This window comes from Corynebacterium sp. CCM 9203 (genome assembly GCF_041357675.1).
Lineage (GTDB): Bacteria > Actinomycetota > Actinomycetes > Mycobacteriales > Mycobacteriaceae > Corynebacterium.
Window position 1 is genome coordinate 204635 of the sequence record NZ_JAUERY010000004.1, and the last position, 13983, is coordinate 218617.

Consider the following 13983-nt stretch of genomic DNA (forward strand, 5'->3'; position numbering starts at 1 on the left):
AGTTTTCCGATGCAGCCGCAGTCGCGACTCCTGGGGAAGGCGGCGTGGTCACAGCTCAGGCCGGGTCCACCCCCGGACACGATTTCTCCCCGGCTACGGCGGATACCGTTACCCTCGCTGGTTCGGCATTCCGTCCGGAACTGCAGACGATGACGTTCCCGATCTCCCATATTGGCCTGGCACATTTCGTGCGCATTAGTGGTTTCCTGGCTGTTTCCGCGCTTTTGCTGGGACTCGGTTCTCTGGTGAGGTCCATGTATACCGGCAGCTCCGACCCCACACCCGGCGCTACTGCCGGGGACCCGGTCACTGGATCGAATGAGGCGACACCGAGCACAGCCGCAACGACCGTGCAACCCACACCACAGACAACGGTGAGCACCACCTCTGCATCCCCAGTGTCCTCAGCGGAGGTTCCCCCAACGACAACCGAAACCCGGACCACCACGACCACATCCACTGAAGCAACCACGGCTGTGGGGCCCGCCACGAGCACCACTGCAGGCACGACCCCGGCGACTGAGGTGCCGGAGGATGATGGTGAATCTGAAACGACGGTAGCGACATCGGCTGAGCCGACTCCGGCGTCAACGACGAGTGTTAGTTCGACGACGGTAGCGACATCGGCTGAGCCGACTCCGGCGTCAACGACGAGTGTTAGTTCGACGACGGTAGCGACATCGGCTGAGCCGACTCCGGCGTCAACGACGAGTGTTAGTTCGACGACGGTAGCGACATCGGCTGAGCCGACTCCGGCGTCAACGACGAGTGTTAGTTCGACGACGGTAATGACATCGGCTGAGCCGACTCCGGCGTCAACGACGAGTGTTAGTTCGACGACGGTAATGACATCGGCTGAGCCGACTCCGGCGGAACCAACGGTTCAGCCGGAGCCGAAGTCCGAGAGAGAACTCGCACTGGAGGAACTTCAGAAACAGGTCAACCGTGCTGAACAGTTGATCCCGCGAATGGGTGTCTACGGTGAGTCCTTGAAGGGGCTTCTTCGGGCGCCCAAGGCGATCCTCGCGAATCCTCAGCACACCAAGGCTGACGGCATCCGTGCCGCATCTGCACAATTGGAAAGATTTACCACCCAGTTTGTCGGATACGCTGGGATCGATGAAACCAGTGATGAGACGGCAGAGGAAGCCCGCCGAGCGAAGATCCGGGAGATTGTCGAGCAGATTAGGACTCAGTATGAGCCGCAGGCCCGGGGGATCGGCCTCCGTGTGAATATTGATAACGCATTATCTCGTGCACAGGCAGTGCTTGATGACCCCGAGGCAACGCTTGAGGCACTCGCCACGGAAGAACGCACAATCGCTATTGACCGTGACCGTATCGGTGAACAGTTCGATGCGGAACAGCAGAAGATTCAGCAACACGATGAGCAGCAGGCTGCTGCGAAAGCAGAGCTCGCCGCCCGTCCGATCACCCCGTGGACTCTAGACGGAGAAACACAGCATATTACCGTGAAAGAGATCTACGATGTTGCGCAACTGGTGAAGAAAACGTTGCCTGACGGCCGCACTGCGGACAGTGACCCGGAATACGATGACTTTGACAGTATTGATGCGGTAGTCGGTGGTTTTGACGGGCCGGGGTACCGTCAGGCGAAAGCACTGATGGATGACATTCACGCAACGATCCGTGCCGAGATCGATGACGGGAAAGGCTATTTCTACACGAAGGACAAAGACCAGTGGGTTCAATATGTCCTACCCGCAGAGGACGTTGCGACGCTGCAGCCAATCATGGCTCTCAACGACCGGTATAGCCAGCGCATGCTGGTGAACATCAACACTCTCCGCCGCAATCTAGGATTGAACGAGTACACGCTCGCGCCCTTGTCCGACTACCAGAAGGCGCAGATGATCGTGCACGGAATCGCTGAATACGAACAGGGGCTGCACGGTGGAGCTGACGGTGGACCGGCGACTGGGCACACCCGGACTAAAGCGATTCAACTCGTTCCCCACGAACAGGCGAACGGATGGAATGAGAATTACTACGGTTCTTACAACAACCCCGAGACCGCCAGTCACATGACTCCCGAGTTCTTGGCAGATGAGTTCTTCAATCTCGTGCTCAACGAATCCGAGAATTTCAGGGACAATCCCGATGACTTAGCTGCCGCAGGGCATTTTCTAAATGCCGTGAGCTACGGCTTTGAGTATTTCTACGGTGCGATCACACCCGGCGAGATCACCGATCAACCGCACGGACAGAGGAAATACCGTGTTTCCATGACGGATTTTTTCTATAAATTGGCGACGGAGAAGGACAAGGAATTTCTGGAGAACCTGTAACTCACGCGGTTTATGCGCAAGCTCGGAAGTCGTCGACTCCATCGGCTTCCGGACCTGCTGTCAATTCAGAACCACGTCGGTGGTCGCACAGCATTAGCCATGTCGACGAGTGCATACCGGTGCCTGGCGGACGGCGCCATGCGGGCCTGACTGCGTAGGGTGTCCGCGAGCGCGGCCCGCAACCCTCGCTGGGAGAACGGGAACCCGAATAGTGTGTTCGGGCTGGCGGAGCAGTCGAGGGCTGTGGCCCGCAACCAGTTCAATCCCGCACTGAGTACCCCGATCTTGATTTGCAGGAGACGGGGCTCGTTTGTGGGAATCTCCTCCAGACGACGTGCCGCGCGCCGGATCCTGGACTCGGTGAGCATGCGTGGTTCGCCGGAGACAAGGAGCAGAATCGTGGTCAATTTAGCCATCCGTTGATGCCGGGACGCTTGCGGTACGCGGTCGAGGGCGCTCACTGCGAGCTCCACCTGTTTTTCGGCCATGAGCTGTCGGGCCATGCCGAACGCGGAGGACACGGTCGTAGGGTTCGTAGCCCACACGAGGGCATAGAGCCGCATGGAGTGGAACCGGAGCGCAACGGGGTCGGAGGTCAGATGCGACCAGCTTTCCCCCAGGGTGGACAGAACGTCCATGTGCAGGGCCGCGTCGGTGCCGGCGGAATGTGCGGCGGTGTGGATGGCATCCTGGTCAAGAAGCGGACGGTGGGTGTGTCCGAGTTGTTGCAGGAGCATCTCATCTACCGCAGCGAGTGCGAGCTTGGGGGCGGGTTCACCGGGGACGATGTTGAGAACGTTGTTGAAGTGATCTTGTGCGGCTGCGTAATCGTCGAGGAGGAGATCGGTGACTCCTGAGTACCACTGGTGTCTCCAGTCAAGGCCGAGTCGTTCGGATAAGGAATCGAGCCATTGCTTGGCTTCCAGCGTGAATCCGAGGTCGAGGAGGGCGCGGACGACGCCGAGGGGGATCTCGGTGGATGCTGAATATTCTTCGGTCTGCATTGCCTGCCGCATTGTTTCCAGGGCTTCGAGCGGTTCAGCGTAGGACGACCCAGACAGGAGACCTGCGCCGACGTCACTTCGGTCGATGAGGGGAACGGGCAACGCGGCGACCACTTCGGGAGCAGTGATCCGGACCTCCCGTTCGATGCCGTCGATGAGCTGGTCGGTACGGAAAACCTGGTGCTTGGTGCCGAAGGTTGTACGCTGCGGAGAGAACAGGGAATGCTGCGCGGGGAATTGTTTACCGTCGCGGATCGCAAGGATTTCCCGGAGTACACCGTAGAGTTGGGTGGACAATTCGTTGACGTCGCGGAATCGACGGGTGGGGTCGTCGTGGGTGGCACGCAGGAGTAGTCGGTAGAAGGACAGATGCCTGCGGAGTACCGGTTCACCCGCGGGGGAGGGGATGCCGGGTGCGTAGGCACCGTCGACGACTGGAAGGTTGCAGGTCATGGCTGCGAGGGTACGGCCGATGGTGTAGATGTCACTGGCTACACTGGGGCCCTCGGTGGGAACCTCGGGGGCCTGGAAACCCCGGGTACCATAGATGAATCCGAACGCGCCGACACCGCTGACCGCTCCGAGATCGATGAGTTTCACCTGATCCTCGGTGACGATGATGTTGTCCGGCTTGAGATCGTTGTAGACGACGCCCCGGGAGTGCAGGTAGTCGAGGGCGGGCAGAATCTCGAGGATGTATCCGATGGCGAGTGCGACATCGAAGATGCCGTCCGGTTGTTTACGGCGCCGATCCCGGAGTGAGGGACCACCGACGTATTCCATGACGATAAAACTGGAGTTGGTTCCGGGGTCGTCGATGAAGTTGAAGATCTTGACGATACCGGGGTGTGTGATGTCAGCGAGGAATTCCCGTTCGGCTTCGGCAACTGAACGGTGCTGGTTGTTTGGATCGGAGATCATACCCTTGAGGACGACCCACCTGCCTGACACGTTGCGGTCCTGGGCGAGGTAGACCCAGCCCATGCCCCCGTGGGCGAGGACCCCTGCAACCTCGTACTGTTCGGCGATCATGTCACCGGGGGACAATGCGGGAGGTTCGACGCCCCTGGCGATGTCTTCGGTGGGGTCCATGATCGCCTCCATGGGGTCACGGAGCCTGATAAACGGAAGCTGGACCATCCCGTCGGCGACGAATCGACCTCTGCGTGCCGACGACCGCCGCTTCCGAAACGTTGAGAGTGCCTGTTGACGAGATCGAGTTCCGGCGTCTTCGACGGGCATCGAGGATGCAGCGGTCTGGGTGGGGGTGGGGGCGGTGGCAGGCGCAGTGCCGGGGGCTGGTGCCGTAGCTGTGGCGGCGTCGTCGCGCATACTCTCGAGATCATCGAGGAGCGCGTGAATCGTGTCGTCGTCCTCGTAGTCGTCGTCCTCGAAAGGGTTGTAGGGGACGGCTTCGGTGCCCATCTCGTACTCGGCCATGCTTAACCCTTGTCTTCCTGCAGCTTGTTTCGGTCTGGCTCCGGGCGGTAATCGAGGGCCGGTGGCCCGTCGGTCGACTGGTAGGGGCCGAGCCACTGGTTGTACAGCCGCCACCAGGTGCCGTCACTACGTATCCGCTCGATCGTGGCGTTCACCTGGCGGATCAGGCCGTCCGTGTCGTGCCGGTACCCGGGAGAGGCGATGCCGACCCCGTACTGTTCCCTGCCGAGGGAAGGCCCGACGAGGCGGGTGTAGGGATCCTGCCCGGCTATCCCGGAGAGGATCGCGTCATCCGAGATGATGGCGTCGGCCTGGTACTGCTGCACCGCTACGAGGCAGTCGGCCCAGTTGCGTACCAGGAGTAGATCAGCTTCCGGGGCGAGAATCCGGGTCCGCTCCGCAGCGGTCGACCCCTCGGTGACACACACCGTGCGGCCCGCCAGATCATCGGGGGAGGAGAGATTCGAGGACTCCATCACGAGCATCCGTGTCCGGGCCGTGAAATACGGAGTGGAGAACGCCACCTGGTCCTGTCGACTCCGTGTGATGGCCATGGAGCGGATCACGATATCCACCGTCCCTGATTCGAGTGCCAGGACACGGTCAGCGGAATCCACGAACCGAAAGTCAACCTTCGAGGGATCCCCGAAAATATCCCGGGCTATCTCGCGGGCGATGTCCACCTCGAAGCCCTCTAACTCGCCCGTCGTGGAGTCCCGGAAGCTCAGGAGATTCTGAGATTGACCGACACCGACGATCAGGCGGCCACGTTCGAGAATCTCCGGAACCCGTTCGGCGACGGTCTCTGCGCCGGGCCGTCGGGATCCTAGGAGACCGTCGACCATGAACGGTCGCCCCGGTTTGCTGCCGGCCTTTTCCACCACAGCGCCGGGAGGCAGTGGCAGTGGCGAATCGTTCGTTGAGGTCCACACCGGCTGTGCCTCGTGATGCTCGGGCATCGAGCAGGCTGCCAGGACGGACGCGACTGCGAGTACAGCCACTGTCAGGGGCTTGGGAAGACGCATCACAGATACTCCTGAAGCCGAGGGCGGATACCCACCATGGTTGACACCATCGCCAGTAGACTGAGCAGTAGAACCATGGAGGACACCCGGGTCGTTGCCTTCAGACCGTCGGCGATATAACTCCGCAGTGACGCCCGTGCGTCGTCGATCATGGATGCCAGTGCGGAGTCGAGCGAATCGAAGGCACTCGCGGCAGTTCCGTCGCTGGGTGAACGTTCCACACCTCGGGTACCCAGCGCCGTTTCCAGGGCACCCGCATAGTCTCCGGCCGCCTGGTCATCCGTGAGTATCGAATGCGCGAGCCGCCAGTAGGCCAGGGACTGGCGGGCGATATCGGCGTTCGCGGAATTGACGTCGGTCTGGCTTAGCACCGAGGCCTCGTAGGAGTCGAGAGCGTGGTCGATGGAACGGGTGGATGTCAGGAAGCTGGCGCCACTGCTGGCACTCTGGCGACGGACCAGCGCCAGCGTCTCCTCCGTACGGGCCTTCTGCGCCGCGATCCGTGCGGTCGTGAGGGACTGGAGCGGTTGTGACGCCTCCTCGAATCCCTTCGTGCCTGCATTCCAGGTGACGAAGTTCGCGCCCCCGACCCACAGCAGGGCAACGGTCATGAGTACCGTGGCGATGACGAATCCCTTGTTGAACCAGCGTCGCGTCCGTACCGCGAGCCAACGCTGGGCGAGCAGAAGCAGCAGGATCGCGGCCGCGAGTCCGGAAAGCGGTATCCACTGCGGCTGCGTCAGCCGCGACTGCTGTTCCCGGACCTCCTCCGACGTCAGCTCGAACAGTTCCGCGGCAGCGGGGAGAATCGAGGTGCGCATGAGTGCGGAGGCCTCCGCGAGATACGCTGCACCGACCGGGTTCCCCACCCGATTGTTCGTGCGTGCGGTCTCGATCAGCCCGGTGTAGACGGGCAACTGGCGCTGGATCTGCGAAATGAGCTGACCTGAGCGACTATCCAGATCGGCCACTCCGGCGGCGGCCCTGCCTGCAGCCGTACTCGCCCGTCGGATCGAATCATTGTATGCCTGCCGGGTCTGGGGGGGTTCCACACCAGCCTGTGCGAAACCGGTGGTTGCGGTCGTATCCGCAACGGACAATGAGGTGTAGAGGTTGTGTGCGGCGTACGACGTCGGCTCGGTGTTGGTGATCAGCGTCCCGAGAGCCTCCTTCCGGGCGGCCGAGGACTGCGACATGGAGAAACCGGCCGCAAAGATCGCCACGGTGATCACCATGGTCATCGCCGTCATCTTGCCGGGAGAAGTACGGAGGAAACCGAAGGTTCTGCGCACCCAGTGGAATGGCTGACCGAAGGTCTCCTGGGCCAACGCGAAGAAGGGATGCCGGTTGCGCTGCCGCTCTGCACCGCTGACCCGGTCCAACCAGTGGTCCTGGGTGTCCTCGGTCAACGCGGTGGGCTCGGGTGCGCCGGTCATTTCACAAGAATAACCGACCTGTGTGCGGTTTCACTGGCACTGCGGTGGCGTAGCAGATTCCGTCACCCCCGGCACCGACGGCGGTACTACTGTTGGGGGGCATGAAAGGTGACGGCAATGGTTGGTCCGCGGGGCCACAGGGCACACGCTGTTGGGGAGTCCACGGTGCGGCCGGGTTGCTGCTCGTGGCGGATGGTTCCGATGAGTCTGGTGGAGGGGATGCACATCCGTTACGTGTCCTCATGCAGCACCGTGCCGAATGGACGGCGAACGGTGGTACCTGGGCTCTTCCGGGCGGAGCGCGTGACTCCCACGAGTCCTCTTCCGAGGCTGCTCTCCGGGAAGCGGAGGAAGAGTGCGCCATCGACACAGATCGCGTCGAAGTACTCGGAGAACTGGTCACCACAGGGCCACACGGTGCCGACCCCGAGCGCCCGGAGCTTCCCGGTGGCTGGACCTACACCACCGTCGTCGGCAGAGTCGGCCAACCCTTGCCGACTCAGGTCAACCGGGAATCGGTGGAACTCCGGTGGGTCCCCGTCGACGAGGTCACCGATCTGAATCTCATGCCAGCCTTCGCCGCGTCCTGGCCAGGACTACGCGAAGAACTTGCCCGACTCCTGGGAGACAACCGGTGACCACCATCGATAACGCACATCTCTATCTAGTGACCGATGCCCGATTCCGCGCCGACGGAACCTCCGGTCTGACCGGCCTTGCCGAAGCCGCGTGCACGGCCGGGGTTGACATCATCCAGCTCCGGCAGAAGAACCCCCGGATCGAAGCGGCGGAGGAACTCGACCTCCTCGCCGCGCTCCGTGAGATCTGCGACCGGCACGGCACCCTGCTCGCGGTCAATGACCGGGCGGATATCGCCCGCGCCGCCGGTGCGGATGTTCTCCACCTCGGCCAGCAGGATCTCCCCGTCGCCGTAGCCAGAGATATCGTCGGCCCGCAGGTGATCATCGGACGATCCTGCCACGACCCGGGCCAGGTCGATGCTGCCATCGACGACCCGGAGATCGACTACTTCTGCACCGGACCTGTGTGGGCGACCCCCACCAAACCCGGACGCGCCGCCACCGGTCTCGACCTCGTCCGGTACGCGGCATCCACAGGTACAGACAAACCCTGTTTCGCGATCGGCGGCATCAACCCCGACAATGCCGCAGACGTGATAGCAGCCGGTGCGCGCCGCCTCGTGGTGGTCCGCGCCATCGCGGACGCCACTGACCCGGCGGCGGCGACCCGTGCGCTCAGAGCGGTGGTGGCTGGGAGATGATCTCCATCGACGGCGCTCCCGTGAGCATCATCGGCGGATCCGTCATCGGCCTGGCCTGTGCCTTCCGCCTGGCCCACGCCGGAGCCGACGTCACGCTGTACGCGCCATCGGCGAGCCCCCGCGACGGGGCCGGATGGGTCGCCGGCGGCATGCTCGGCGGACTCACCGAAGCCTGGCCGGGGGAGGAGACGATGCTCCACCTCGGGGTCGCGTCCCTCGATTCCTGGGAACAACTGCTCGCCGACCTCGCGGTCGGCGGTGCGGACGACATCGTCACCGGAACAGGCACGATCCTGACGGGTGCGGATGACGCGGACGCCACCGACATTGAGCGGACCTTCGGATTCGTGGAATCGCACTACCCGGGGCGCCTCAGCCGCATCAGTCGACGGGAGATGCGCCAGCTCGAACCCGCGCTGCGGCGGGGCCTGCGCGCCGGGATACTGTGCCCGGAGGAACACGCCGTCGACAACCGCGTTCTGCTCCACCGGCTGACCGAGGCCTGCGACCGTCTCGGTGTCCGGAGGGTGGAGCAGATGGTGACCGACCTGACGGACATCCCCGGTGAGCGTGTCGTCGTCGCGGCAGGTGCGGGCGCCCGGGAACTTCTCGGCCTCGACATCCGCGAGGTCAAGGGCGAGGTCGTGCGCCTGCGTAGACAACCCGGATCACAGCCCGCCCCGGCCCGTACGATCCGTGCCCGCGTCCACGGCCGACCCCTCTACCTCGTGCCTCGTGCCTGGGGAGTGGCCGTCGGTGCCACCGAATACGAGCACGGCCACGACACCGCACCCACGGCGGGAGGCATCCGGCAGCTCCTCGACGACGCGGCACTCGTGTTCCCCGGAATCGACGACTACGTGTTTGACGAAGTGATCGCGGGGCTGCGCCCCTACAGCCCAGACAATGTCCCGGTCATCGGTTCTCTCGGTGACGGCCGCCTCATCGCCGCCTGCGGGCACGGACGCAACGGGGTCCTGCTCTCCGCCATCACCGCCGACGCCGTCCTCGCCGAGGTGCGCGGAACGCCACTCGACATCACCCGGCTCACCAGGCCGGACCGACCCACCCTGCCAGGAGTAGTACATGAGCCAGTTCACTGAACCTATCCCCAACGACGGACCACGCGCAGTCACCGTCAACGGTGCCCCCCGCGACCTCACTCCCGATACCACCATCCGCCACCTCGTCCGTGAGCGCTCCGAGACCGACCGTGGTTTCGCCGTCGCCGTCAATGGCCTTGTCGTGCCCGCCGCACGCTGGGACGAGACGATCAGACAGCTTGATGCTGCGCAGATCGACATCCTCACCGCCGTCCAGGGAGGGTAGCCGTGTCGGAGCCACTCGTCATCGCTGGAAAGACACTCACGTCGCGCCTGATCATGGGCACCGGCGGGGCGGCCAATCAGCAGGTCCTCCGCGAGGCGCTCGTGGCCTCCGGCACGGCGATGACCACTGTCGCCATGCGCCGTGTCGACGCTGGGGGGCACACCGGGCTCCTCGCGATGCTTGATGACATCGGCGTGGAAGTCCTCCCTAACACCGCCGGCTGCCGAACCGCCGCCGAAGCCGTCCTCACGGCTCGTCTCGCCCGGGAAGCGCTGGGCACCAACTGGATCAAGCTGGAGGTCATCGCCGACGACCGGACGCTCCTGCCCGACGGTGTGGAGCTTCTCGACGCCGCCGAGCAACTCGTCGACGACGGCTTCGTCGTCCTGCCCTACACCAACGACGATCCCATCCTCTGCCGTCAACTGGAGGAAGCCGGGTGCGCCGCGGTGATGCCCCTGGCCGCACCGATCGGCACCGGGCTGGGAATCCGCAACGAACACAACCTGGAGATGATCACCTCCGTCGCCGGTGTTCCGGTGATCTGTGACGCGGGCATCGGCACCGCCTCCGACGCGGCGCGTGCCATGGAGCTCGGCTGCTCCGCGGTCCTCCTCGCCACCGCCGTCACCCGCGCCGATGATCCGGTGATGATGGCCCGCGCTATGAAACTCGCCGTCGAATCCGGCCACCTGGCACGGTGCGCCGGGCGTATCCCGAAGCGGTTCTGGTCGCAGGCGTCTTCTCCGACCGCACCGCCGGTGTGATGTTTCTGTCGTGGTTTCCAGCAGGTGGGTGATCTCTGACGGGAATCCTGGGTCCGATCCGAACTGTACATCCGCGACACAGAGCGTCCGGCTGTTATTCAGGCAGCCGTCTCGCCGCATCCAGAACATGGTTGACGCCGGATTGTCATAATGACAGACACGTGATTGAAGGAGCGTTTGCCGTCAAGCTTTTCACTACCCTTTACCCGAACCCCTGAATGAGAAATATGGCGCACCATGGAATGCGCTACCGGGTGTGATCTTTCGGTTATCTCGGGGTGGTCCGCGCCGGTTTCCGTTTCCTGTGTCAGACTGGTGGACATGATTGAAGTTTCCGGCCTGACCAAGAAGTACCGCCAGGTCCGCGCCGTCGATGATCTGACCTTTTCTGTCAATCCCGGGGTGGTCACGGGCTTCCTCGGGCCGAACGGGGCGGGCAAGTCGACGACGATGCGGATGATTCTGGGGCTCGACAAGCCTACTGCGGGCACCGCGACCATCAACGGTGTGCCCTACCGCAAACTGAAGAATCCGCTCCGGGAGGTCGGGGCGCTTCTCGACGCGAAGGCGACCCACCCGAACCGGAGTGCCGCGAACCACCTGAAGTGGATCGCAAAATCGAACGGGATCCCGAAGCGTCGGGTCGATGAGGTTCTCGGCCTCGTGGGTCTTGCAGATGTTGCAGGCAAGAAGACCGGCGGTTTCTCCCTGGGCATGGGGCAGCGGCTCGGTCTCGCGACAGCGCTGCTCGGTGATCCGGGCGTCCTGCTTCTCGATGAACCCGTCAACGGCCTGGACCCCGAGGGCATCCGCTGGGTACGTGATTTCCTCAAGGCGTTGGCAGGGGAAGGCCGTACCATCCTGGTGAGTTCCCACATGCTGTCCGAGATGGCGATGACAGCAGATCATCTCATCGTGATCGGGCGTGGAAAGCTCGTCTCCGATTCTTCCACCTACGACTTCATCAAACAGTCATCGCGTTCCTCCGTCTTGATGCGTACGGAGCAGTACAAGGAGTTCACGACGGTCCTTGAGGAGGAGAATATCGCTTACCGGGAAGACCTTGATGAGGAGAAGCGACCGCTCATCATCATCGACGATCAGACCACCGACTTCGTCGGCGCCCTCGCGTACTCCACCGGAATCATGGTCAACGAACTCACCGAGCGGAAGGCGTCCCTCGAGGAGGCGTTCCTCCAAATGACCGGCCACGCCCAGCAGTATCACACCGGTGACACCCCGGGGCAGCCGGAGATCCCGGGGACCGTACCGACGCCGGACGCCCAGAAGCTGAACGAGGAGAACTGACACATGTTTCCCAACATCCTTGCCGCGGAGTGGATCAAACTCCGCACCACCAAGGCATTCTGGTGGACGACCGCGATCTTCTTCCTCGTCGGCGTCGGTACGTCCGTGCTCTACGTCTACAGTGCGGCCCAGTTCGATGGGCAGGAGAACGCGATCCTCCTGCCGCAGATCCTGGTGTCCGGGATCGGCGCATTCGGGTTCCTCGTCCTGATGATCCAGGCCGTGATGGTCGTGACCGGGGAGTACCGCCACTTGGTCACCCACTCGACGTTCCAGGCGTGCCCGAACCGGACACTGGTCGTCATCGCGAAGCTCCTGCTGTACACGGTCATCGCCGCGGTTCTCACCTTCATCGGTGTACTCGGAGCCCTCTACGGCGCGAAACTCGTCGCATCCGACGCCTCCGCCGCGACCCTCGACATTTGGGGCGGGGACATCAGCCGCCGGATCATGTGGTCCTACCCGCTCGCAGCGGTGCTGCTCGTCGTGTTTGCCCAGGCCGTGGCCTGGGTCGTCAGACAGACCGCGGGGGCCATCTCGATCCTCTTCCTGTGGTATTTCGCGGTGGAGAATCTGATCAACCTGCTGGTTCCCAAGATCGGCAAGACGATTTACAAGTACGCCCCGTTCAACAACTTCAACGCCTTCGTCAACAATCAGGCGACCGAGGCCCCCTGGGGGGTCACCGGTAGTATCTGGTACTTCGCTGCCTGGGCGTTCGGACTCCTGATCGTGGCTATCCTCCTGGTGAATACCCGCGACGCCTGACCGGCCCGAGCACACCCACCACACAACCCGGCACCTCACAGGGGTGCCGGGTTGTGTCATATCCACAAGGATGAGTCCTCTAACGTGGAGGGTGCCCTTACAGACCGAGAAAGGACCGGTGCCCGTAGTGAACAAGCTCCAGTCGATGTCCGACCGCGCACTCAACGCGCAGATCCTCGTGCTCGTGCTGTGCGTCATCGGACTGGGTGCCATCCTGTTCGCAGTGCCCGACGGCAGGTGGGCCGCGCTACCCTTCATCATCTGTGTTGCCGGACTCCTCGGCTTCTGCGGGGAGGGCTACCGGCGCTGGAGCATCAGGCGCCGGTGACGTTCACCAGCCGTCATGTCGTTGGGGGAGATCCTGCGGTGTCTCTGGCGGTGTGATCGTGTAGCCGAGTTGTTTCAGAGCCTCGACAGCCACTTCGGGGGAGTCGCGGACAGCGGCTCTGCACTGGGTGTCGAGCCACTCTCGGCGCGCGGAAAGCAACGTGGCCTCCCAATTTTCTTTTGCGCGGAAGCCGCATTCGTTGATCGTGAAATAGAGGAAATCCTCCATCGACGGTCGGAATCGGTGGCCGCCCACGGGGAGATGAAGGGACTGCCAGTCGCCGTTGCGGACCCCTTTCTTCCCGTTCCGCATGAGCCCCGGGCTCAACAGACCACCGACCCCGTGGACATGGATATGAGCGGCAGGAACTGAGGTCTTGTGTCGCTCATACTCGAATCTGACCGCCGGAGATTTGGCTGCACGGATCTGGAATGAGGAGTTCTCGATGACCGGAAAGGTAGCAGAACGGTCTAGACCGGCCTGGTAGGTGATCTTGGCACTGTACAGATCGCTGCCGGGGCAGGTCGATTCCGAGTTCACGGGGAGGGCCGGGCCGCTGTAGGCCAGTTCCACCTCTAAAACAGCGCTGGCCGTCAACTCATCCTCGTTGACCTCGACCACGCTTTTCGGTGTGAAGGGTAGAACCCGCACGAGGAGCTCTTCGCGCTCTTGGAAGAACCTCTCGGCCCAGGTATAGAACCCGGTACTATCCACGACGCGGCATGCCGAGGAGGAACTCCGTTCTCTGGAGCTCCTCATAGACCTGCATGTCCTCGGGGGACAACAGACCCAATCGCGCCAGATCACGGTAATCCCGGTACGTCATGCGAGCTTCGAGCTTGTCGGTCAACTCTCGTCGACGCTTCTGGAGTTCTGCATTGTTGGTCTTCCTGATGGTGATGGCCACGGTGGCAGCTCCCTTCTCGATTGCTCTGGTCGTTTACCTGAATTATTCCACCACAGTACCCGGACGGGTTACCCCCATCT

At 62.8% G+C, this 13983-nt stretch carries 14 protein-coding genes; 9 read left to right on the top strand and 5 right to left on the bottom strand.

Translation table 11 applies throughout. From position 1 onward, the window contains the following. Window positions 1-44: 44 nt before the first annotated feature. Window positions 45-2309 carry a hypothetical protein gene (locus QWU44_RS09920; RefSeq protein ID WP_370915523.1) on the top strand — a complete coding sequence of 755 codons (2265 nt, stop codon included), beginning with the start codon at window positions 45-47 and terminating at the stop codon, window positions 2307-2309. Window positions 2310-2374: 65 nt separating this feature from the next. On the opposite strand, the gene QWU44_RS09925 is transcribed toward QWU44_RS09920, so the two are convergent. Genes QWU44_RS09925 through QWU44_RS09935 form a run of 3 tightly spaced genes read right to left on the bottom strand, consistent with a single transcriptional unit; the run spans window position 2375 to window position 7214 of the window. Further along, window positions 2375-4753, bottom strand: coding sequence for a tetratricopeptide repeat protein (locus QWU44_RS09925; RefSeq protein ID WP_370915524.1), 2379 nt, complete (start codon window positions 4751-4753; stop codon window positions 2375-2377). Between the two features lie 2 nt (window positions 4754-4755). Continuing rightward, the gene (locus QWU44_RS09930) at window positions 4756-5778 is read right to left on the bottom strand and encodes a glutamate ABC transporter substrate-binding protein (protein WP_370915525.1); all 1023 of its coding nucleotides are present in this window, start codon (window positions 5776-5778) and stop codon (window positions 4756-4758) included. Next, window positions 5778-7214 carry a hypothetical protein gene (locus tag QWU44_RS09935; protein WP_370915526.1) on the bottom strand — a complete coding sequence of 479 codons (1437 nt, stop codon included), beginning with the start codon at window positions 7212-7214 and terminating at the stop codon, window positions 5778-5780. The genes QWU44_RS09930 and QWU44_RS09935 overlap by 1 nt, the downstream gene beginning before the upstream one ends. 101 nt (window positions 7215-7315) lie before the next feature. Between QWU44_RS09935 and QWU44_RS09940 the strand changes: the two genes are divergently transcribed. The 8 genes from QWU44_RS09940 (at window position 7316) to QWU44_RS09975 (ending at window position 12996) form a co-directional block, all read left to right on the top strand. Next, window positions 7316-7852: an NUDIX domain-containing protein gene (locus QWU44_RS09940; RefSeq protein ID WP_370915527.1), complete on the top strand. Its 537-nt coding sequence runs from the start codon at window positions 7316-7318 to the stop codon at window positions 7850-7852. Further along, window positions 7849-8496, top strand: a complete 648-nt coding sequence (gene thiE / locus QWU44_RS09945; RefSeq protein ID WP_370915528.1) for a thiamine phosphate synthase — start codon at window positions 7849-7851, stop codon at window positions 8494-8496. The genes QWU44_RS09940 and thiE overlap by 4 nt, the downstream gene beginning before the upstream one ends. After that, window positions 8493-9599, top strand: coding sequence for a glycine oxidase ThiO (gene thiO / locus QWU44_RS09950; protein ID WP_370915529.1), 1107 nt, complete (start codon window positions 8493-8495; stop codon window positions 9597-9599). Before thiE ends, thiO begins: the two co-directional genes overlap by 4 nt. Continuing rightward, a complete protein-coding gene (gene thiS / locus QWU44_RS09955; protein WP_370915530.1) occupies window positions 9583-9825 on the top strand; it encodes a sulfur carrier protein ThiS in 243 nt (80 codons plus the stop codon). The genes thiO and thiS overlap by 17 nt, the downstream gene beginning before the upstream one ends. A 2-nt stretch (window positions 9826-9827) precedes the next feature. Next, on the top strand, window positions 9828-10592 hold the full coding sequence (locus QWU44_RS09960) for a thiazole synthase (RefSeq protein ID WP_370915531.1): 765 nt from the start codon (window positions 9828-9830) through the stop codon (window positions 10590-10592). Between the two features lie 321 nt (window positions 10593-10913). Beyond that, window positions 10914-11900 carry an ABC transporter ATP-binding protein gene (locus tag QWU44_RS09965; RefSeq protein ID WP_370915532.1) on the top strand — a complete coding sequence of 329 codons (987 nt, stop codon included), beginning with the start codon at window positions 10914-10916 and terminating at the stop codon, window positions 11898-11900. A gap of 3 nt (window positions 11901-11903) precedes the next feature. Continuing rightward, the gene (locus QWU44_RS09970) at window positions 11904-12668 is read left to right on the top strand and encodes a multidrug ABC transporter permease (RefSeq protein WP_370915533.1); all 765 of its coding nucleotides are present in this window, start codon (window positions 11904-11906) and stop codon (window positions 12666-12668) included. A 127-nt stretch (window positions 12669-12795) separates the two neighbouring features. Further along, entirely contained in the window at window positions 12796-12996 is a 201-nt protein-coding gene (locus QWU44_RS09975; protein WP_370915534.1) for a hypothetical protein, read from the top strand. A 3-nt stretch (window positions 12997-12999) separates the two neighbouring features. Here the strand turns inward: QWU44_RS09975 and QWU44_RS09980 are convergent, their stop codons facing one another. Together QWU44_RS09980 and QWU44_RS09985 are read right to left on the bottom strand one after the other, a co-directional pair. Further along, entirely contained in the window at window positions 13000-13755 is a 756-nt protein-coding gene (locus QWU44_RS09980) for a hypothetical protein (RefSeq protein WP_267173854.1), read from the bottom strand. Beyond that, complete coding sequence (locus tag QWU44_RS09985) at window positions 13703-13903, bottom strand: hypothetical protein (protein WP_370915535.1); 201 nt, start codon at window positions 13901-13903, stop codon at window positions 13703-13705. The genes QWU44_RS09980 and QWU44_RS09985 overlap by 53 nt, the downstream gene beginning before the upstream one ends. Window positions 13904-13983: the final 80 nt, after the last annotated feature.